The sequence below is a fragment of the Roseibium litorale genome, from assembly GCF_014842915.1.
Taxonomy (GTDB): Bacteria; Pseudomonadota; Alphaproteobacteria; order Rhizobiales; family Stappiaceae; genus Roseibium; species Roseibium litorale.
On sequence record NZ_JACYXI010000020.1, the window covers coordinates 1 to 20062 of the forward strand.

Here is a 20062-nt window from a genome sequence, read left to right on the forward strand (position 1 = left end):
GCACATGAGCCCAAAACGAAGAAGGAGAAAGCCAAGAACTTGACCGAACCCACAGACCCGTAACATACCTAAAAGGAGGGTCAATTCTCGGTGGAAATGCCGGGTTACTTCTCAATGGAAATCAACATACACGTTGTCCCGAGTCGCATAGGATGGCCAATTCAGGCCAATAAGTGGCGCAAGCGGCCCTGAAACAAAGAACCCGCCCATCGGAGACGATCGGGCGGGTTTTCTTTGTGTCTGTCATCAAGGTCTCCTTCAGCGGAACAAAAAAACGGGAAGGAAGGCGCAACACAAACGCCGGTGTTGCCCGGCCCTTGGACGGTGGCGAGGATTCCCGGCGGCATCAGCAAGCCCGTCTCAACGCGTTATTCTCCTTGCGGGTGCTGGGGAAGACTGCTTGCGCTCTGTCTCCTGGCTGACGGCAAACCGGGCGGATCCCGGGACCGTTTCTCCGCTAAAAGGATGCATTGAGGGAGCGATTGGGCGCACGGTATGATGGCATCATGGAAGCGATCCGTATTCTCCTGGCCGATGACCATCCCATTGTGCGCGAGGGCTATCTCCGTCTGCTGGAACGTCAGCCGGGGCTCTCTGTCATTGCCGAGGCTTGCGATGGCGAGGCGGCGGTGGAGGCGTTCGTTGCCCATGCGCCCGATATCGTCCTGATGGATCTCTCCATGCCGGGCGCTGGCGGTCTGGCTGCGGTGGAGGCCATTCTGGCCCGTGACCCGCGTGCACGGGTCATTGTCGTGTCGATGCATCAGGGGGCGGTCTTTGCGCAAAAGGCCATGGCGGCCGGCGCGCGCGGGTTTGTCTCCAAAAGCAGTCCGCCGGAAGAGCTGATCAGTGTCATCTCGAGGGTCATGTCCGGCCGCCGCGCCTTGTCTTCGGACATGGCGCAGGAGCTGGCCCAGACGTCCCTCGGACAAGGCGATATCGGCGCATTAACCCGGCGGGAGCTGGAGATCCTGCAGCTTCTGGCACGAGGCATGAGCGGCAGGGCCATCGCGAGAAACCTCGGCCTTTCTGCCAAGACCATTCAGAACAATCTCTCTCTTGTGCGGGCCAAGCTTGAGGCCTCTTGCGACGCCGACCTGGTGCTGAAGGCGCAGCGGGCCGGCCTGACGCAAGCCGGCTGATGCGGGGGCTTCTGCCCCAGCTTGTCATGCGGGTGCTCGCTGCCGGGCTGGTCTCGGTTGTTCTGGGGGCGGCCTGGGTGCTCTGGGTGACCGCAGATGCTGCCCGCGAGGACGCCCGCATCACTGCCGAGCGCGTCGCCGACGCGATTGCGGCAAGGCCCGATTTCATGGGGCTTGCCTTTGGCGGTGTCGCTCCGGTTCCCGCGTTCCGGGACTGGCAGGACTTTCCGAGGTGGACACTGATCGCTCCCGGCATTTGCGTCGAGTTCGGGGCTGATGAGCGTCCGGACCACCGCCGCTGCGGCTCCTATGTCGCGGCGGATACCGGGCCTCCACACTGGTTCGCGCTCATTGCTGACAGGATCGGGCTGGTTCCGGCGCCTGTCACCCGTCCGGTGCGCACACGCTACGCCACCAACGCCCATGTCACTGCCTTTGCCGATCCGAAAGTCATCGTTGCCGGTGCTTGGGACCGGACCTCAGACCTGATGCGGATGGCATTGGGGATGGCACTCGGCGGGGCGCTTCTGACCGGTCTTCTGATGGCGCGGCTTCTCTCCCCATTTCAGGCGATCCTGCGCGGGATCGGGCGCTTGCAAAGCGGTGACTTCTCGGCACGGCAGCCGCGCCAGAAGGTGGCAGAATTTGACCGGCTGAGCCTTGCGCTCAACGACACGGCAAAGGCCCTGCAGGAAGCGCAGGATGCAAGAACCGAGCTGACCCGCCGGCTCTTCACGGTTCAGGAAAGCGAGCGCCGGGCTCTGGCGCGCGAGCTGCATGATGAGTTCGGTCAATGCCTGACCGCGGCGCGGGCTCTGGCAACCGCTGTGGCGCAGTCGGGGGAAACCACGGCGCAGGATGGTGCGCGGATTGCCGAAATCTCGGGTCAGATGATGAAGAGTCTGCGCGGGGAACTTTCCCGGCTGCGTCCTCCCGATCTGGATGAGCTCGGGCTCGACGCGGCCCTGCAGCGCCTCGTGGCCGGCTGGCGGGGCCGGCTGCCAAAGGTGCGTTTCGGTCTGGAGCTCAGTGGCGATCTGGACGCCATCACGGACGATCTCGCGCTCAGCCTTTACCGGATCAGCCAGGAATGCCTGACGAACGCGATCCGGCATGGCTCACCGGAAAACGTGACCGTCAGACTGGAGGCCTTGGAGAGGATTGCCTTGACGGTGTCCGACGATGGCGGTGTCCGCGAGGATCTTTCTGAAAGTGATGGCCATGGTCTTCTCGGCATTCGCGAGCGGGTCAATGCCCTGGGAGGCAGTTTCACCCTCGCCCCTTTTCAGGATGGCATGCGGGCCAGCGTCCAGCTCCCGCGCTGATCCGGGATATCTTCCCGGTGCTGCCGGGAAAACGTCTCTGGCGCGGCTGAACGGCCTGCGCCATCCTCCAAGGCGGGGAGGAAACGCATGGACGATATGAGTCACCCAATCTCGCGGCTGAAGGCCGAGGTTTCCGCGGGCCTGATCGGGCATCAGGACATGGTCGAGCGGCTGCTGACCGCCTTGCTGGCCGGTGGCCATGTGCTGATCGAGGGGCCTCCCGGCGTCGCCAAGACGCGAACGGTCAAGCTTCTGGCTGCCCATCTGCCCGGAAGCCAGGGCCGCATTCAGTGCACGCCCGATCTTCTTCCCTCCGACCTGACCGGCACCCAGGTCTTCCAGCCGGAGACCGGCAACTTTGCGTTTTTGCCGGGACCGCTTTTTCACTCCCTGGTTCTGGTCGATGAGATCAACCGGGCGCCGCCCAAGGTGCAGTCGGCCCTGCTGGAGGCAATGGCAGAGCGGCAAGTGACAACGTCGGGCGTCACCCGCCCCCTGCCCGATCCCTTCATGGTCGTTGCCACGCAGAATCCCATCGAGCATGAGGGAACCTTTCCCTTGCCCGAGGCGCAGATGGACCGTTTCCTGCTGCATCTGTCGCTGGGCCTGCCGGAGGCCGAACAGGAGCGCAAGATCCTTGATCTGGTCGAGGCAGAGGATATCGCACGGGTGGTGACACCGGCTCTGCCGATGACGTCCGGGGAATTGCAGGCCGCGCAGGCGGAGGCCGCCCGGGTACATCTCTCCCCGGCGCTGAAGGATTTCATCGTGCGCCTGGTCATGGCAACCCGCCCGGGCGGAGCTGTCGCCGAATGGGTCGAGCATCCAGTGTCGCCGCGTGGCACTCTGGCGCTGGCGGCATCCGTACGCGCCAGAGCCTGGCTCCATGGCCGCGACTACGGTTTGCCGGAGGATGCGCAGGCGCTGGCTCCGGATGTTCTGGCCCACCGTCTCATCCCGAGCTGGGCCGCGGTCAGCGAGGGCCGCACCGGCCGCAGTCTGGTCGGCGATATCATGCGGCAGGTCGAGCCATGGTGAGTGCCGTTTTGGACCACCCCGGCATCCGGTTCAGCGCGGGCGATTTGCTGGCCCTGCGCCAGCCGGAAAATGCGCGGGAAAGGCACCGCCCGGCAACACGCCGCCCCGGCGCCGTTCCGGCCAAATTGCCGGGCTCGGGGATGGATCTGCGCGAGATACGGGCCTATTTTGAAGGCGATGACACCCGCCGGATCGACCCGGCGGCGACTGCCCGCACCGGGCGTCCGCATGTTCGGAGTTTCCATGAGGACAGAGACAATACGGCGCTTCTGATTGCCGATTTCAGGCCCGCAATGCTTTGGGGAACTTCCTCATCCCTGCGCTCCGTCCGGGCAGCACGGCTTCTGGCCCGCCGCGGCTGGGACGCTATCGATCAGGGCGCTTCTGTTGGCGTTCTGGCAATGACGTCCTCTGGCATATCCTCCCTTCCGGCCCGCGGCGGGGTACGGCAGATGAGCGCCATCGCGCAGTTGCTGGCACATGAACATGACAAGGCACTGGAAAGGCGCGAGGGATCCTGCCCCCTGTCCGCCGCGCTTGTCCATGCCGGAAAGCTGGCACCCGCGGGTGCCAGGGTTTGGCTCGCGACCGGCACGCAAGGCATTGCGGAGGAAGACGAAGCGGCGCTCAGGCGCCTATCCCGCCGCAGACAGGTGATCCTCTTGTGCCCGCTCGATCTGGCCGAGACAGCTCCCCCTTCGCGGGCTTTGCCGGTCCAATGCGGACCCTCGCGCCGGTTTGCCCGGCTGCGTCCGCTTGAAACCGCGCCGCTGGAGGCGCGGATGCGGGCCTTGAACGTGACATTGGAGGCTCTTGAAGATGACGCAGGCTGACTTGATCGCAGCCTTGCCTGAAGGGAGGCTGCCACCTGAACTGATGACGCTGCACGCCGCCGATCTGCTGGCTTTGTTCGGTCTGGGTCTGATCTTTTCCGCCGTCATGTCACTTCTCTTCATGCCCTTCCTGGCCCGGCGTCCGTCCAGAAAGTCGATGATCCGGCAGACCCGTGGCCTTCCTCCTGAAGAGCGCCTGCTGGCGATTGCCCGGATTCTCGGACATTTGCCGGAGGGACTCCGCCCAGCCGCCTATGGTCTTGAGCCCCTTCCGGGAGATGATGTCATTGAGCGTGAGGCCCTCAAAGCCACCAGCGTGTTCAAAGCAGCCAAGGTTTCCCGTGCTGCCAGGGTGCCGCGCCAAGCGGCCCGGGCGGCTGCCTCATGAGCTTCGCCTTTCCCGCCGCATTGCTGCTGTTGCCCCTGCCCTGGCTGGTCTGCAGGTTTTTGACGAGAACCGGCGTCCCCGGTGCTGCGCTGAACGTGCCGCAAAGCATTTTCACTCAGGCAGATCCCTCAGACGATCAAGGGGATCGCAGCGGCAGACTGCTGCTGATCCTGGCGTGGAGCTCTCTTGTCATCGCGCTGGCCGGGCCACGCATTTCCCAGAAGACGGATCTCCTGCCGTTCTCTGGACGGGAGATCATGCTGATCCTCGATCTCTCCGGCAGCATGGTCAAGGAAGACTTCGTGCTCGACGGCAAGCCGTTATCGCGGCTGGACGCCGTCAAGAAAGTTGCCTCCGGCTTCGTCGCAGCCCGCAGGGGGGACCGGATCGGTCTCGTGATCTTCGGGGAGCGCCCCTATGTCGCGCAGCCCGCGACCTTTGACGTTGCGTCAGTCGCCCGGTCCATCGAAACGGCGCAGATCGGGATCTCCGGCCGGGCCACAGCCATTGCGGATGGCCTGGGACTTGCCGTCAACAGGCTGAAGGACAGCACTGCAACCACCAAGGTTGCGGTGCTTCTGTCCGATGGGGTCGACACATCCGGCAAGGTGCGGGCCACTGATGTTGCGCGGCTGGCCGTGCAGCACGGCATCCGGGTTCACACCATTGCGCTCGGTCCGGAGGACCTTGAAACCCAGCCCCATTCCCGCGATGCCGTGGACGCTGCGGCACTCAGAGCCATGGCCGGGACCGGTGGCGGCACCAGTTTCCGCATCCGGACGATGGCTGACCTTCAGGACATGGCCGCCACGCTGGACACGCTGGAACCAAGTCCGATGAGCCGCCCGCCCCTGCACTATTGGCGGTCCTTGTGGATGTGGCCTGCGGGTGTTTCCTTCGTCCTGGTGGTTCTCTTCACCATGAGGAGGCCCGCATGACGGACATAGTCCTGCTGCGGCCTTGGTGGCTGGCCGCTCTGCCGCTTCTCCTCCTGCTGGGACTGTGGTCCTGGCGGCGCGGTCCCCATGCGGGAGCGTGGCGGCAGGTCATGCCGGCCCCGATGCTGGCGGCCATGCAGGAACTCGGACATCTGCAGGCCGGAAAAAGGCAAGCCGGATTGTCCTGTCTTCTGGCGGCAGCCACGCTGGCCGCTGGTCTTGCCGGGCCGGCCGTGCCCCGTGGCGATGCGCCCGTTCTGGCCGGAAGCGGCGCTGTTCTGATTGCCATGGACATGTCTCGCTCTGTCGCGGGAAGCCCGGCCCTGAACGATGCCCAGACTGCCGCGGCTCAGATTTTGACGACCGTCAATGGGCGTGCGGTTGGCCTTATCCTTTACAATGGAGAGGCCTATGACATTGCGGCGCCAACCTCCGACCCGTCCACGCTCGAAACCCAGATCGCGGTGCTTGGCCCGGAAACCATGCCGGGAGACGGCAGCCGCCCGGCGGCGGCACTCGCTCTTGCCCGGCAAATGCTTTCGCAAGTCCCGGATGGGGACCTGATCCTGATCACCGACGGCGGCGGGATCGGCGCCGCTGCGGTCACCGAAGCCGAGCGGCTCACCAGCAGCGGCATCCGCCTGTCGGTGCTGGCCCTTTCAGATGCAGCAGGCCCGGCCGTTCCCCCAGAGGTCTTTGACAAGCTTCCGAATATCTCCGCACTCGCGCCCGCCCGTAGCCCCGGACCAGTGCTGCGGCTAATATCAACCGCGGATTCCTGGCGTGGGGACCAGACAATCGCATCCCTGCGGTTCCTGGACCTCGGGCCCTTCGTCGCCATCCTCTCGCTGTTTCCCCTGCTCGGCCTGTTCCGGAGGACGATATGAAGCGCCTGGTGATTGGCTTTGTAATCGGCATCGCCTGCGTTGCCCTCTCCGGTCCCGCAGCCTGGGGACGTCTGACGTTCTGGTCCGGACTTCCAGATGCCAGCCTTCTTCTGGACACCAATGCGGCCAAGGGGCTGGCGCTCTACAGGGATGGTGAGTTTGAAGCCGCGGACCAGCTTCTGGCGGACGCCGGGCGCAGCCAGACATTCAACCGGGCACTGACACTGGCCGCAACGGATAACTATGCGCTGTCAAAAGCCTATTTCGACGCCGTCCTGTTTGCCAATCCAGCTGATGAGGAGGCCAGGCGCCTGCGGGATCTTGTCGGCGCGATGGCGCCGAAGACACGCGGGGACAGTGTTGCTCCGGGACGCCTGGCTGGGCGTGGAGGTCTTTCCTCTGGGCAAGAGCAGAAACCCCAATGGGGCTGGCCAGGAACACCGGACCCCGAGTGGCAGCGCAAGGTGACGGCGCGGGGCTTTGCCGCATCCGAGGAATGGCTCGACACTCTCCCGGACGATCCGGGCGAGTTCCTGCGTCTGCGCCTTGAAAAGGAATATGAACGCCGCGCGGGTCTCGGCCTGATACGGCCAGGTGAAGGAGACATATGGTGATCCGTCTCGCACTCCTGTTCTTCTTGATAATCGTCGGCTGTGCGCGGGCGGAAACCCTGCGTGTGCTCGTACCGGACAGCCATCCTGTCGCAGGGGAAATGGTCGGGGTGACCATTCGCGGCGAATACACGCAGAGGATTGCCCTGGAGACGCTGACATTTCCCGGTTCCGATGACTATGACTGGGTGCAGCTTGCCCGGGACAGCTGGCGTGACGAACGGGTCGACGGACGCACCATGAAGGTGTTCGAACGGCGTATCGCCCTGTTTCCGCGCAGCTCTGGCACCCTTACGGTCGGACCGCTCGTGCATCACCTGACGATCGCCGGGCGGAACGGTGGGCGTGAGGTTCTGGATGTGAGGGCCGAGCCGGTGACGATCCAGGTGGCGCCTTTTCCTGCCGCAAGCGCCCCACTGGCAGCCCGGATGCTGACCGTCGAGGATCAGCTCTCCGTACCGCCAGGCGAGCTCCGCGATGGCGAAACCCTGATCCGTCGCGTCACCCTGCGTGCTGCCGGTACATTGGCGCATTTCATGCCACCGCGCCCGGAGATCCGGCAGCCCTGGCTCGTCAGCTTCACCGCGCCGGAAGCGCGCGGGACGAAGCTGGCGCCAGAAGGCCCGGTGACGACCGTCATCTGGGAATGGCACCTGCACCCGAAAACAGGAGAGCCTGGCGTTCTGCCGCCGGTTGCCATTCCCTGGTTCGACACGGTGTCCCGGCAGATGAAAACAGCCGAAATCCCGGCGATCCCCTTTGGCTATGCCAGTTTCGCGGCAAACCGGACCGGCTCCGGCGAGTTCCCGGCATCTGAGGTTGCCACGGCAGCCGGTGTCTTCTCGGCAGGACTGGTGACAGGGCTTCTGGCCATCTTTTCCGCCGCGACCCTGCGCCGGGGCCGGGAACTGAAGCAGGTCCTGAAACGCTCATTGCTACTCGATCCGTCCCGGAAAGCCCTGAGAGCCGCCGCCAGACAAGATGACCTGATGGCCCTGCGGTCCGCAACTGAGGACTATCTTTTACGACGGCGGACACTGGGCCTGCCGGTCGCGGAAGGCGCAACAGCCGACCTCGACCGCGCGATCTACGCGGCCCATCCCGGATCGCAGCCCTTCGATCCCGGCTCGTTCGTGCGGGACCTTTTGCGGAGGAAGAGGAGAAGATCCAGTAAGCAGACGATCAGCTGACCTATTGCGGACATCAGAGGCCGCATTCGTTCATAAAGACATCAAGACCTTGCCTCCCCATTTTCCGGCTCACCCGGCAGGCCACGCCCCGGGCTTCGTCTCGTCCATCGCGGGCCGGATGCGGCGCAGACGCAAGGCATTGGTCAAAACGAAGACCGATGACAAGGCCATGGCTCCGGCGGCCAGGACCGGCGACAGCAGAATCCCGGAGAGTGGATAGAGCACGCCCGCGGCAACCGGGATCAGGGCAGCATTGTAGGCGAAGGCCCAGAACAGGTTCTCCTTGATGTTGCGCATGGTCCGGCGGGAGACCTCATAGGCGTTCACGACACCGCGCAGATCCCCCGACATCAGCACCACATCCGCAGATTCGATGGCCACATCCGTGCCGGTTCCGATCGCGATCCCCACGTCGGAATGAGCCAGCGCCGGGGCATCATTGATGCCGTCGCCAACAAAGGCGATCCGGCCGCTGCCCCTGAGCTCATTCAGAGCGGCCACCTTGCCATCCGGCAGGACGCCCGCGATCACCGTGTCGATGCCGGTTTCAGCGGCAATCACCTCAGCTGTTTCCCGCTTGTCCCCGGTGATCATCGCCACCTTGAGACCCTGCGCATGCAGAGCGGCGATCGCCGCCTTGCTGGACGCCTTGACCGGATCTGCAACGCCGATGACGGCTGCGATCTTGCCATCGATGGCGGCATAAAGCGCGGTCCGGCCACGCTTGGCCAGGGCTGTTTCCTCGCCGGACAAAGCCACCGTCGCAATGCCTTTCTGTTCCATGAGCCTGTCCGCGCCGACCAGAACTTCCTGTCCCTCGACGAGCGCCCGGACGCCATGCCCGGTGATCGAGGAAAAATCACGCGCCTCAAGCCCTGCCAGTCCCTCATTTCCGGCAGCCCTCACAATGGCCTCGGCCACCGGATGTTCAGAGCGGGCCTCAACCGCCGCGATGCGGGAGAGAACGAACGACCGTTCAAAGCCCTCGGCCAGCACCAGGTCGGTCAGTTCCGGCCGCCCCTCGGTGACCGTGCCGGTTTTGTCGAGCGCAACGATGCTGACTTCGGCAAGCTGCTGAAGCGCATCGCCTTTGCGGAACAGAACGCCCATTTCAGCCGCCCGGCCAGTGCCCACCATGATCGATGTCGGCGTTGCGAGACCCATCGCACAGGGACAGGCAATGATCAGGACCGAGACACCCGCCACAAGAGCCAGGGTGAGCGCAGGATCCGGCCCGAGGATCAGCCAGACAAGCACAGTGAGGGCAGCTACTGCCATCACAGCCGGGACAAACCACAGCGTGATATGGTCAACGAGGCCCTGTATCGGCAGCTTCGCCCCTTGCGCCTCTTCAACCATGCGGATGATCTGGGACAGGGTCGTGTCCGCACCGACACGTGTTGCCCTGAATTGCAATCCGCCCGCGCCATTGACCGTCCCGCCGGTCACCGGGCTTCCGGAGGATTTCGCGACCGGGACCGGCTCTCCGGTGATCATGCTCTCGTCAACGTGAGAGGATCCCTCGACCACTTCGCCATCCACCGCGATCCGCTCGCCGGGGCGCACCACAACGACATCCCCGAGGGCGAGAGCCTCTATCGGTACTTCGATCATCTGGTTATCCCGCAGAACCCTTGCGGTCTTGACCTGAAGGCCGAGCAGTTTCTGAATGGCGGCGCCAGTCCGCCCCTTAGCTCTCGCTTCCATAAAACGCCCGAGCAGGATCAGCACCACGATCACCGCCGCCGCCTCGAAATAGACCGCGCGGACTCCGGCAGGCACAAGACCCGGGAGGAAGGTGACGACAACCGAATAGAGATAGGCTGCCCCAGTCCCGACGGCCACAAGGCTGTTCATATCCGGCGCCCTCTTGATCAGGGCCGGGAACCCTTTGAGATAAAAGACACGGCCTGGACCGAAAAGGACCACGCTCGTCAGGACGAATTGCAGGATCCAGCTGTTCTGCTGTCCTATGGCCGCCGTGACCCAATGATGAAGAGACGGGATCAGGTGCCCGCCCATTTCGATCAGAAACACCGGAAGCGTGAAAACAGCGGCAAGAGCCATCTTGCGCGCCAGCTCGCGTGCTTCCTCCGCCTTGCGCTCGCTGCGGTCCTGCGTGGCACCGGCCTCGGCAACACTTGCCGGATAGCCAATATCCGTACTGGCCTTTATCAGATCCTGAAGCGTCGTGGCCCCTTCTGCGTAGACGACGGTTGCCGTCTCGGCAGCCAGATTGACGCTCACGCTCAGAACGCCCGGCACCTCTTCAAGCGCCCTATCGACACGGCCAACACAGGATGCGCAGGACATGGATTCGATATTGAGTGTCACCGTTTGCGTGCGCGCCGGGTACCCAAGATCGTCAAGCTTAGCGACGGCTCCGGCGATCCCTGCCGCGGTTGCCGTGAACTGTGCGGTTTCGCTCGCCAGATTGACACCGACGTCTTCGACACCACCGACGGTCATAAGGCCGCGTTCGACGCGCCCGACACAGGACGCACATGACATGCCCTGAACAGACAGGGTGACTTTCTGAGGGATAGACATAGACCCAACTCCGTCATGGACCGGTTGTTTCCCCACAGATGGTCCTTCCAGCTACGGGAAGGTCAAGGCCGGACCGTCAACTTTTTTGCGGCCAATTTTCCCCTTGACCTTCCCGTAGCCGGAAGGTGCAAAACAAGAAAACCCAACGATGGAGTCTATCATGAAGTTCAGCATTCCAGATATGAGCTGCGGCCACTGCAAGGCCGCCATCGGCGACGCAGTCAAAAAGACGGACGGATCAGCCCAGATCGAATTCGACATGGAGAACCGGGTCGTCACCATCAGCAGCGTCAAGACCCCGGGCGAGATTGCCCAGGCTGTCAAAGAGGCCGGATATGGGTCCGAACTGCTTCAGCAGGGCTGATCACCCGCGCGGGCCAGAGCTGCACGCATAGTCGTGAGCAAATACTTCCGTGAGAGCGACTGGCGGGCAGAAGAAACGCCAGCCCCTCTCATGGGGTCCCGGCCGTATCGCCGAACCACACCGTCAGTGAGGCGAATGACCGGCTGCAATGGCGAGATGATGCTCCTGATGATGAGCGCCCAGCGTCATCAAACCGATAAACCCGAGCCCGGTGAGCATCGTTTGTCCTTCCGGACTTGAGGCGTGAACCGTCAGTTGGGCTCCATCCGGTATTTCCTCCACTTCGTAGGTAAACCCGCGGGCACCTTGCATTACTCTGCCATGCGCGGTCAGCATGCGGCGGATGGAACCGCCCACACTCCCCTCTCCGGTGACGCGAAACCGCAAACCGTCCTCCACCGGAAGGGTTTCGGCCTGCGCGTAGAGCGTGACATTGTTCATGTCGATCAGATGCCTTTGAAGCGCGGGAATATCGACCTTGCTCCAGTCTGTTTCAGGATCGGCCACCAAAATCGCCACGATCTCCTGAATGGCGGCAAAGGCGCTTTGCCCTGCCTCTCGGGGTATTGCGCTTTGCAGGTCCGCTCCGGCCGCATGCATCTCATGATTCATGCCGGAATGGCCGTGCTGTTCGGTGCCTTGCGCCATCAGGGGCAAAAGAACTGCGGGAAAGGCCAAGGCAAGAACATACCGGATCATCCGTTTTTCCTCCGTCATTTCCTCTCGGCAGCACAGAACACTGCTTCCACGAAAGAGCAGCCTAACACGCCCAGCGCCCTCTCCGGGATTAGGATTCCGCAGGGTCTTGCGGAACAACCAGGCATTGTCTTTCCGTGAGGCAACCTGCTACCGTTCTGATCTCAGGTTCGCCGTGTTCCGCTCCAGACCAGGGCACGGCGCAGAACCGGCGGGCTTGAACCGGTCGTTCCGATCATCAAGGCCCATGCACCGATCAAGAGGTTTCCGTGTCGTCATTCAAATTCTCGCGCCGCCGGTTTCTGGCCTCTGCATCTTTGGCTTCAGCATCGCTGGCCGCTCTCCAGCTCCCCGTCCGCGCACAGGAACTCCCCCCGTCCCGGACACCGGGGGCAGAGGTGCCACCTGGCCAGATCGAGGAGGCTCTTGCCGCCCTCGACGGCATCGTTCAGGAGCTCAAGGAGCGGAGCGGTGTGCCCGGCCTTGCGGTGGGCGTTGTCCACAAGGGCGAGACGGTCTACGCGAAGGGCTTCGGAGCGCGTGGCGGAGAGGACAGCCAGACCGTCGATCCCGACACAGTCTTCCAGCTCGCCTCGCTGTCCAAGCCGGTTGGCGCCACTGTGGTCGCGAGGCAGGTCGCGCGCGGGGTTGTGACGTGGGACAGCAGAATGCGCGATCTCCTGCCGTGGTTCTCCCTCTCCGACCCGGCCATCACGGAGCTGCTGACCATTGGTGATCTCTACAGCCATCGTTCGGGTCTGCCGGACCACGCCGGTGATGATCTGGAAGACCTTGGCCTTGACAGGCAGTCTGTTCTGGAACGGTTGCGCCTGCTGCCGCTGAAGCCTTTCCGCACCAGCTATGCCTATACGAATTTCGGCCTGACCGCCGCCGCCGAGGCGGTCTCCAGAGCTTCGGGTGCCGAGTGGAGCGATCTGTCGGAAGAAGCCCTCTACAGCCCGCTTGGCATGTCGCGGTCCAGCTCCCGGTTCGACGATTACATGGCACGGGACAACCGGGTGGTTCCCCATGCCAAATCTGGAGACGGCTTCAAGGCTCTTTATCAGCGCCAGCCGGATGCCCAGTCACCAGCCGGCGGGGTCAGCTCGTCCGTCAACGACATGATCAAGTGGATGAAGATGGTTCTGGCTGATGGCGGAGGGCTTATCCCGCCGAGAGCCCTGCAGCCCGCTCTCAGCCCGCAAAGTGTTTCCAGCCGTCCGCAGACGGCGGATGAGCGCGCCGGGTTCTACGGCTATGGCTTCAATGTGGGGACGGACCCGTCAGGCCGCGTGGTGCTCAGCCATTCCGGCGCCTTCCTTCTGGGGGCAGCCACCTGTTTCTCGCTGATCCCCTCCCTCGACATAGGGATCGTCGTCCTGTCCAACGCAGCGCCCGTCGGGGCTGTGGAGGCAATTAGCGCCTCCTTCAACGATATGGTTCAGACCGGACGGATCACCCGCGACTGGTATGCCGGATATTCATCTCGGTTTGCGGCCTTCTTCGTGCCAGAGGGCTTCACTTCGGGACAGCCTTTCCCGGTGGCGGCGGCCCCCGCCCCTGCGCCCAGCTATTGCACCGGGCGCTACGGCCATCCCTATTTCGGCACTGCCGAAGTCCGTCAGGACCGAGACGGTCTCGTCCTCTATGCCGGTCCGGCGCCGCTAAAGCTGCCCCTTCAACATTGGGACGGCGCCATGTGGGTGTTCGACTTAAGCAACGAGAACGCGCCCTCTGGCACACGATCAGCAGCCACCTTCTCCGGCGAAGGTGCTCAGGCAGAGACCCTGGAGATCGAACTCTTCGTCCTGAACGGCCCCGCCCGCTTCAAAAGGTTCTGAAGGGTCTTATCCCTTTCCAGTCTTATACCCATAGGTCCGGGACGAGAGAAATCCATGGCCCTGCATACAGAAATCGATGGTCCCGCCCGCCTCACTGACTAGTATCACTAACCTGTGCAATCCTCAGGCATATGGCGCCGGAAATGCCTTTCCTGTTCCCAGGATCGGATAGGCATGGCCATTGCCGATTGTCACGGATCATCCGTGAGGGCTAATAAAGCCCAGCCACGTTTCAAATGCGTGGCTTACCGGAGGAGGAAAGAATGGAATTCAAGATCAACCGCCGTCAGGCTCTGTGCGGCATGGGAGCATTGAGCGCATCCGCCGCTTTCGGGCTGCCCGCCTTCGCTGCGATGCGCAACCTTGCGGTCCTGCATCTCGCCAGCCACTCCCCGAGCTTCATTGCCTATGAGCGCGGCTACTTCAAGGAAGCCGGTCTGGACATCGAGCTGAAGTTCTTCGAAGCGGCACAGCCAATGGCCGTTGCCATTGCTTCCGGCGATGCGGATTTCGGCGTGACCGCAATGAGCGGCGGCTTGATCAGCCTGGCGCAAAAGGATGCCGTCAAGGTCATCGGCGGCGCGCTGCGCGAGGAAAAGGGCGTTCCGGGCGCTGTCGTCCTGGCTTCGAACAATGCCTATGACGCTGGCCTGACCGACCCGTCAAAGCTGGCAGGCAAGACATTCGGCATTACCACCGCCGGTTCGTCCTTCCACTTCATGGCGCACAAGATTGCCGAAGCGAACAACATCAAGCTGCAGGACATCGAGCTGCGCCCGCTGCAGAAGCTCGGCGCCATCATCGGCGCGCTCTCCACCGGTCAGATCGACGCCTGGGCCATCCAGCCGAGTGTTGCCAAGAAGCTCATCCGCGAAGGCGCGGCCAAACAGATCGGTCTCGTTGCCGACTATGCTCCCAACTACCAGGTCACGACTGCCTTCACCTCGACGAAGAACGCGAAGAACGAGCGCGCCCTGACGGAATCCTTCGTGTCCGCCTATTCCAAGGCGATCGCCGACTACAACGCCGCTTTCGTCGACAAGACAGCAGACAGTGCTGAGATCGACGCTTTGGCTGCTATCGTTCACAAATACGTCCAAACCGATACTGCAGCAGATGTTGCCAAGCAGAACCTGATTGATGGCGCCATGCGCATCAACCAGGGCCTGGCCCTGGCGCTCGACAGCTGCGTTGAACAGCTCGAGTGGTTCAAGTCCGAGGGCATGGTCAAGGACTCCATCACCAACGACCAGCTGTTCGACACGTCCTACGTGGAGACAATCTGATCACGCTGTGATCGGCATGCGGAGGCTCACGAGCCTCCGCCAGGAGGGCAAATGGATCTGAAGCTCAACACTGTCAGCCATTGTTATGGCTCCGTCGAAGTCCTCAAGGACATCTCCCTCGAGATCCCGAAGGGACAGATCGTCTGCCTGATCGGACCGTCCGGTTGCGGAAAGTCCACCTTGCTGCGGTTTCTCGGCGGCCTTGAACGCCCGTCCAGTGGCGAGGTCCTTCAGATCGGCGAGCCGCCTGCAGGCTCGCTCAATCCCCTGACCTATGTCTTTCAGCATTTCGCACTGCTGCCGTGGCGTACCGTCGAGGGCAACATCAAGCTTGTCCTTGAGGACCACGGCCTCAGCCAGCGCGATATGAATGACATCGTGACGGATGTGCTGGAGCGCACGAAGCTCTCGGACTTCCGCAACGCCCTTCCCAAACAACTGTCGGGCGGCATGCGCCAGCGCGTTGCCATCAGCCGGGCGCTGGCCGTGAAACCTGCGGTGATGCTGATGGATGAGCCCCTGTCTGCGCTCGACAGCCAGACCCGCGAACTTCTGATGGACGACCTGGTGTCTCTTTGGACCCGCCAGCCGTTCACCTCCGTCTACGTCACCCACAATCTCAACGAAGCCGTCCGGCTCGGGCACCGGGTGGTGGTCTTGTCCCGCCGCCCCGGCCGCATCCGCGATATCGTCGAGATCGGCATTCCCCTTGCTGACCGTCATCTGGGCGACCCGCTTCTGGATGAAAAGCAGGCCCAGCTCTGGGAACTGATGAGAGAAGAGGCCAAGGCCGCAGACGAGGAACTGGTGAATGTCTGATCTCGCAAGCTCACCCGAAAGCCTCGACCGGTCTTTGACCGCCAGGCCGGTCGCCTTCCGCGGTGGCGGCTTTGCCCCGGTACCGGTGCGCGGCGTCAGCCTGGTTCTGTTTGCAGCGCTGATTGCGCTGGCAGAAACCGGCACGCGCACGGGCTTCATCTCCAGCCTGACCCTGCCCCGCCCTTCCGCTGTTCTGGAAACCTTTGTCCAGCTCTGGCAGACGGGACTTCTCTGGAAGCACCTCCTCCCCTCGCTCCAGCGTCTCCTCGTTGGTGCCTTCCTGGGCATTTCCGCCGGTATTTCCCTGGGTGTCGTGATCGGCCTCTTCAGCTACGCCCGTGCTGGCCTTGTGCCCCTGGTCGCAGCCCTCTTCCCGATCCCGAAGATCGCGCTTCTGCCGATCTTCGTCATCTGGTTCGGCATCGATGAGATGTCCAAATACATGCTGATCGCCTTCGGCACCTTCACGCCAACTGTCGTTGCCACCTATGGCGCCGTCGACAACGTCGACCGAACCCTGATCCGCATGGGCCAGAGCTTCGGGCTCAGCTGGTGGTCGATCGTGCGCAAGATCGTACTTCCGGGCGCCTTTCCGGCAATCCTGTCCGGTCTGCGGGTCTCGATCTCCATCGCGATTATTCTGCTGGTTGCCGCCGAAATGCTCGGCGCCCAATACGGCATCGGCTCCTACATCCTGGAAGCCGGATCCCTCTATGATCTGGAAAAGCTGTTTGCGGGCGTGACCATTCTGTCGGTCATGGGCCTTATCGTGAGCTTCCTGATCGGCCGCATCGAAAAACACTTCCTTGGCTGGCGGAGCTGATCACCGGCCATAACCTTCAGCCATTCTCAAAAGGTTGGAGAATTCCTTCAAGAATTTTCTATTTCCCAGAGGGAACCTGCAAGAGGTGATCTTACAACAATCACATTTGCTCGGAACCGGCTAATATAGCCAGCTACTCTCCACTTAACGCTGGAGAAAGACCCATGAGCAATGCCCATCTGAAGACCATCGAGCAGCGCCTGCTTTGGCTCTCGCACTGGATGATCCACAATGCCAATCACCTGCGGCCGAAGGTCGATGGCATTAAGGTGGGCGGCCACCAGGCCTCTTCCGCCTCCATGGTCTCTATCATGACGGCGCTCTATTTCTCCGCCCTGAAGCCGGAGGACAGGGTCGCGGTCAAACCGCATGCGTCCCCTATCTATCACGCCATGCACTATCTCATGGGCAGCCAGACCCGCGAGAAGATGGAGAACTTCCGCGGCTTTGGCGGGGTGCAGAGCTATCCGAGCCGCACCAAGGACATCGACGACGTCGATTTCTCCACCGGCTCTGTTGGCCTCGGCGTCGGCATAACCGCCATGGCCTCCATGGTGCAGGACTTCATCACCGCCAAGACCTGGGGCAAGGACGCTCCCTTCGGTCGCATGGTGGCTCTCGCAGGTGACGCGGAGCTGGACGAGGGCAATATCTACGAGGTGCTGCAGGAGGGCTGGAAGAACGACCTGCGCAACACCTGGTGGATCATCGACTATAACCGCCAGTCCCTGGATGGCATCGTGCGCGAAGGACTTTTCGGCAGGGTCGAGAAAATCTTCGAAGCCTTCGGCTGGGACGTGGTCAAGGTCAAATATGGCGTGCTGCAACGCGCGGCCTTCGAGGAGCCCGGCGGCGGGAAGCTGCGCGCCTGGATCGATGACTGCCCGAATGCGCAATATTCCGCGCTGACCTATATGGGCGGCGCTGTCTGGCGCAAGCGGCTGATGGACGACCTGGGTGATCAGGGCGATGTGACCGCCCTGATCGAGCGCCGCTCGGATTCGGAACTGGCCGCCCTGATGGAGAACCTTGGCGGCAACTGCGTCGAGACCATGGCGGAAGTCTTCGCCTCGATCACCCATGACCGACCCGTCTGTTTCCTTGCCTACACCATCAAGGGCTGGGGCACGCCGATTGCGGGCCACAAGGACAACCATGGTGGCCTGATGACCAAGGCCCAGATGGCCGACTGGCAAAAGCACATGGGCGTTCCGGAAGGCCAGGAATGGGAGCCTTTCGCCACGGTGAAGGACGTCTCCGGCCTCAAGTCCTTCCTGAAGACCGTTCCTTTCTTTGCGAAGGGCCCGAGACGCTATTCGGATGACCAGCTGTCCGTTCCGGCGATTGCCATCGACACGGAGCGGGATATTTCCACGCAGACCGCCTTCGGCAAGATCCTCGATGATCTCGCCAAGGGCAGCAGCGAGCTGGCCTCCCGCATCATGACCACCTCACCGGATGTGACCGGCACCACCAGCCTTGGCCCCTGGGTCAACCGGCGCAAGCTCTTTGCCCGCAGCGAAGTCAAGGACGCCTTCATCGAGCACCGCATCCCCTCCACCGCCAAGTGGAACTTCGCGCCCGAAGGCCAGCATATCGAGCTGGGCATTGCGGAGATGAACCTGTTCCTGCTTCTGGGCGCGGCAGGTCTCTCCCACAGCATCTGGGGCAAGCGGCTCATTCCCATCGGCACGGTCTATGACCCCTTCGTCTGCCGCGGCCTCGATGCGCTGAATTACGCCTGTTACCAAAACGCCCGCTTCATCATCGTTGGAACGCCATCGGGCGTGACGCTGGCCCCAGAGGGTGGCGCTCACCAGTCCATCGGCACGCCCTTGATCGGCATGAGCCAGGATGGCATTGCCGCCTTTGAACCTGCCTTCGCGGATGAACTTGCGGTGATCATGGAATGGGCCTTTGACTATATGCAGCGCGACGGCGAAGGCGATCCGGATGAGCGCACCTGGCTGCGCGACGACACCGGCGGATCGGTCTATCTGCGCCTGACCACCAAGCCGATCGAACAACCCGTCAGCCGCAGCGACGACGCCTTCCGCCAGGGGGCCGTAGACGGGGCTTACTGGCTGCGCAAGCCTGGCCCGAATTGCTCTGTCGTGATCGCCTATCAAGGCGCGGTCGCGGATGAAGCCATCGCGGCTGCCGGCATGATCGGCGAGACCCGGCGCGACATCGGCGTTCTGGCCGTCACCTCCGCCGACCGGCTCAATGCCGGCTGGACGGCCGCGCAGCGGGAGCGTGCCCGTGGCAACCCGAATGCCAGGAGCCATGTAGAAACGCTGCTCGATCCGCTTCCAAGCCACTGCGCCCTCGTGACCGTCATCGACGGTCACCCGGCGACGCTGTCCTGGCTCGGGGCAGTCGCTGGTCACAAGACCATTCCACACGGGGTGGAGCATTTCGGCCAGACCGGAACCATCGGCGACCTCTACCGCCACTTCCGGATCGACCGCACCGCCCTCGCCGCCTCTATCAGCCAGCTGACCAGCGGCAAGAAGGCCTTTGCCTGAGGGGGAGAGGTCTCGTTCCCTCTCCGCAACCCTCGTCAACTCCGTTCTGAAGGGGGCTGGATAGAAAACCCAGCCTCTCCTCGCGTCGTCATTCCGGGCTTGACCCGGAATCCATGCCGCTTCGCCTCCTTAATGCACTGCTTTTCCATGAGGCGAGGTTACGGCATGGGTGCCATGGTCAAGCCATGGCAGGACGGCGGAGAGGTATTCTCCCCCTACCCCAGCCGCGACATCTGGCCTTTGACCCGGCGGACAGCCAGGGAAGACTCAATGGAGGCGACGCCGGGGACTTTGGTGAGGCGGCCGGTCAGGAAGCGCTCGAACTCCTCCATGCTGGAAACGGCAACGCGCAGGAGATAGTCCCGCGTTCCCGTCATCAGCCAGCAATCCACTACCTCGGGACAGGCCGCCAGCGCCTTTTCGAAACTCACCAGCCGGTCATCGATCTGCTGATCCAGCTTGACCGACAGGAAAGCCGTCAGGCCGAAGCCCATCTTTTCCTCGTCAATGCGGGCCGAGTACCCATTGATGTAGCCTGCAGTCTCCAGATTGTGGACCCGCCTTGCACAAGGGGTCGGCGACAGGCCCACCCGTTCGCTGAGCTCCTGATGGGTCAGGCGCCCGTTGCGTTGCAATTCGGCCAATATCCGCCGGTCGGTTTGATCAAGATCGCGCTTCATCCCGAAAACATGGATGATTCAGCTCAGTTTCTCAACAAAATGAGCTGATTTCATCTGCCGCACATGACGGAACGGCTGCCGGACATAAAAAGCCTCATCCGCCAGCGCTGCCTCTCCAGACCC

18 protein-coding genes are annotated in these 20062 nt (G+C 62.8%); 15 read left to right on the forward strand and 3 right to left on the reverse strand.

Going from position 1 to position 20062, the window contains the following annotated elements:
* Positions 1 to 482: 482 nt before the first annotated feature.
* The 9 genes from IG616_RS21205 to IG616_RS21245 all read left to right on the forward strand — a co-directional run bounded on the left by IG616_RS21205 (position 483) and on the right by IG616_RS21245 (position 8352).
* The gene (locus IG616_RS21205) at positions 483 to 1142 is read left to right on the forward strand and encodes a response regulator (protein ID WP_343072411.1); all 660 of its coding nucleotides are present in this window, start codon (positions 483 to 485) and stop codon (positions 1140 to 1142) included.
* Positions 1142 to 2467 (forward strand): histidine kinase, encoded by a 1326-nt coding sequence (locus IG616_RS21210; protein WP_192150676.1) that lies wholly within the window; start codon positions 1142 to 1144, stop codon positions 2465 to 2467. Before IG616_RS21205 ends, IG616_RS21210 begins: the two co-directional genes overlap by 1 nt.
* An 87-nt stretch (positions 2468 to 2554) precedes the next feature.
* A complete protein-coding gene (locus IG616_RS21215) occupies positions 2555 to 3505 on the forward strand; it encodes an AAA family ATPase (RefSeq protein WP_192150678.1) in 951 nt (316 codons plus the stop codon).
* The gene (locus IG616_RS21220) at positions 3499 to 4338 is read left to right on the forward strand and encodes a DUF58 domain-containing protein (RefSeq protein ID WP_192150680.1); all 840 of its coding nucleotides are present in this window, start codon (positions 3499 to 3501) and stop codon (positions 4336 to 4338) included. Before IG616_RS21215 ends, IG616_RS21220 begins: the two co-directional genes overlap by 7 nt.
* Positions 4325 to 4726, forward strand: a complete 402-nt coding sequence (locus IG616_RS21225) for a hypothetical protein (protein ID WP_192150682.1) — start codon at positions 4325 to 4327, stop codon at positions 4724 to 4726. The genes IG616_RS21220 and IG616_RS21225 overlap by 14 nt, the downstream gene beginning before the upstream one ends.
* Positions 4723 to 5664 (forward strand): VWA domain-containing protein, encoded by a 942-nt coding sequence (locus tag IG616_RS21230; RefSeq protein ID WP_192150684.1) that lies wholly within the window; start codon positions 4723 to 4725, stop codon positions 5662 to 5664. Before IG616_RS21225 ends, IG616_RS21230 begins: the two co-directional genes overlap by 4 nt.
* Positions 5661 to 6551: a VWA domain-containing protein gene (locus tag IG616_RS21235; protein ID WP_192150686.1), complete on the forward strand. Its 891-nt coding sequence runs from the start codon at positions 5661 to 5663 to the stop codon at positions 6549 to 6551. The genes IG616_RS21230 and IG616_RS21235 overlap by 4 nt, the downstream gene beginning before the upstream one ends.
* Positions 6548 to 7165: a hypothetical protein gene (locus IG616_RS21240; protein WP_192150688.1), complete on the forward strand. Its 618-nt coding sequence runs from the start codon at positions 6548 to 6550 to the stop codon at positions 7163 to 7165. Before IG616_RS21235 ends, IG616_RS21240 begins: the two co-directional genes overlap by 4 nt.
* A complete protein-coding gene (locus IG616_RS21245; protein ID WP_192150690.1) occupies positions 7162 to 8352 on the forward strand; it encodes a BatD family protein in 1191 nt (396 codons plus the stop codon). Before IG616_RS21240 ends, IG616_RS21245 begins: the two co-directional genes overlap by 4 nt.
* Before the next feature lie 69 nt (positions 8353 to 8421).
* Here the strand turns inward: IG616_RS21245 and IG616_RS21250 are convergent, their stop codons facing one another.
* A complete protein-coding gene (locus tag IG616_RS21250) occupies positions 8422 to 10902 on the reverse strand; it encodes a heavy metal translocating P-type ATPase (RefSeq protein WP_192150692.1) in 2481 nt (826 codons plus the stop codon).
* Positions 10903 to 11062: 160 nt separating this feature from the next.
* Between IG616_RS21250 and IG616_RS21255 the strand changes: the two genes are divergently transcribed.
* Entirely contained in the window at positions 11063 to 11266 is a 204-nt protein-coding gene (locus tag IG616_RS21255) for a heavy-metal-associated domain-containing protein (RefSeq protein WP_209007940.1), read from the forward strand.
* 123 nt (positions 11267 to 11389) lie between these two features.
* On the opposite strand, the gene IG616_RS21260 is transcribed toward IG616_RS21255, so the two are convergent.
* Positions 11390 to 11965 (reverse strand): hypothetical protein, encoded by a 576-nt coding sequence (locus IG616_RS21260; RefSeq protein ID WP_192150694.1) that lies wholly within the window; start codon positions 11963 to 11965, stop codon positions 11390 to 11392.
* Positions 11966 to 12231: 266 nt separating this feature from the next.
* Between IG616_RS21260 and IG616_RS21265 the strand changes: the two genes are divergently transcribed.
* From IG616_RS21265 to IG616_RS21285, 5 genes are all read left to right on the forward strand, one after another.
* Positions 12232 to 13803, forward strand: a complete 1572-nt coding sequence (locus IG616_RS21265) for a serine hydrolase (protein ID WP_192150697.1) — start codon at positions 12232 to 12234, stop codon at positions 13801 to 13803.
* 263 nt (positions 13804 to 14066) lie between these two features.
* Entirely contained in the window at positions 14067 to 15089 is a 1023-nt protein-coding gene (locus tag IG616_RS21270) for an ABC transporter substrate-binding protein (RefSeq protein ID WP_192150699.1), read from the forward strand.
* Between the two features lie 51 nt (positions 15090 to 15140).
* The gene (locus IG616_RS21275) at positions 15141 to 15908 is read left to right on the forward strand and encodes an ABC transporter ATP-binding protein (protein WP_192150701.1); all 768 of its coding nucleotides are present in this window, start codon (positions 15141 to 15143) and stop codon (positions 15906 to 15908) included.
* Positions 15901 to 16731 carry an ABC transporter permease gene (locus IG616_RS21280; RefSeq protein ID WP_192150702.1) on the forward strand — a complete coding sequence of 277 codons (831 nt, stop codon included), beginning with the start codon at positions 15901 to 15903 and terminating at the stop codon, positions 16729 to 16731. Before IG616_RS21275 ends, IG616_RS21280 begins: the two co-directional genes overlap by 8 nt.
* Positions 16732 to 16895: 164 nt before the next feature.
* Positions 16896 to 19259, forward strand: coding sequence for a transketolase (locus IG616_RS21285; protein WP_192150704.1), 2364 nt, complete (start codon positions 16896 to 16898; stop codon positions 19257 to 19259).
* 215 nt (positions 19260 to 19474) lie between these two features.
* Here the strand turns inward: IG616_RS21285 and IG616_RS21290 are convergent, their stop codons facing one another.
* On the reverse strand, positions 19475 to 19939 hold the full coding sequence (locus IG616_RS21290; RefSeq protein WP_192150706.1) for an Lrp/AsnC family transcriptional regulator: 465 nt from the start codon (positions 19937 to 19939) through the stop codon (positions 19475 to 19477).
* Positions 19940 to 20062: the final 123 nt, after the last annotated feature.

Bases quoted from the DNA above. Each gene is read 5' to 3' on its own strand.
- IG616_RS21210 (WP_192150676.1), top strand. From the start codon at position 1,142: ATGCGGGGGCTTCTGCCCCAGCTTGTCATGCGGGTGCTCGCTGCCGGG.
- IG616_RS21215 (WP_192150678.1), top strand. From the start codon at position 2,555: ATGGACGATATGAGTCACCCAATCTCGCGGCTGAAGGCCGAGGTTTCC.
- IG616_RS21220 (WP_192150680.1), top strand. From the start codon at position 3,499: ATGGTGAGTGCCGTTTTGGACCACCCCGGCATCCGGTTCAGCGCGGGC.
- IG616_RS21225 (WP_192150682.1), top strand. From the start codon at position 4,325: ATGACGCAGGCTGACTTGATCGCAGCCTTGCCTGAAGGGAGGCTGCCA.
- IG616_RS21230 (WP_192150684.1), top strand. From the start codon at position 4,723: ATGAGCTTCGCCTTTCCCGCCGCATTGCTGCTGTTGCCCCTGCCCTGG.
- IG616_RS21235 (WP_192150686.1), top strand. From the start codon at position 5,661: ATGACGGACATAGTCCTGCTGCGGCCTTGGTGGCTGGCCGCTCTGCCG.
- IG616_RS21240 (WP_192150688.1), top strand. From the start codon at position 6,548: ATGAAGCGCCTGGTGATTGGCTTTGTAATCGGCATCGCCTGCGTTGCC.
- IG616_RS21250 (WP_192150692.1), bottom strand. From the start codon at position 10,902: ATGTCTATCCCTCAGAAAGTCACCCTGTCTGTTCAGGGCATGTCATGT.
- IG616_RS21255 (WP_209007940.1), top strand. From the start codon at position 11,063: ATGAAGTTCAGCATTCCAGATATGAGCTGCGGCCACTGCAAGGCCGCC.
- IG616_RS21260 (WP_192150694.1), bottom strand. From the start codon at position 11,965: ATGATCCGGTATGTTCTTGCCTTGGCCTTTCCCGCAGTTCTTTTGCCC.
- IG616_RS21270 (WP_192150699.1), top strand. From the start codon at position 14,067: ATGGAATTCAAGATCAACCGCCGTCAGGCTCTGTGCGGCATGGGAGCA.
- IG616_RS21275 (WP_192150701.1), top strand. From the start codon at position 15,141: ATGGATCTGAAGCTCAACACTGTCAGCCATTGTTATGGCTCCGTCGAA.
- IG616_RS21280 (WP_192150702.1), top strand. From the start codon at position 15,901: ATGTCTGATCTCGCAAGCTCACCCGAAAGCCTCGACCGGTCTTTGACC.
- IG616_RS21285 (WP_192150704.1), top strand. From the start codon at position 16,896: ATGAGCAATGCCCATCTGAAGACCATCGAGCAGCGCCTGCTTTGGCTC.
- IG616_RS21290 (WP_192150706.1), bottom strand. From the start codon at position 19,939: ATGAAGCGCGATCTTGATCAAACCGACCGGCGGATATTGGCCGAATTG.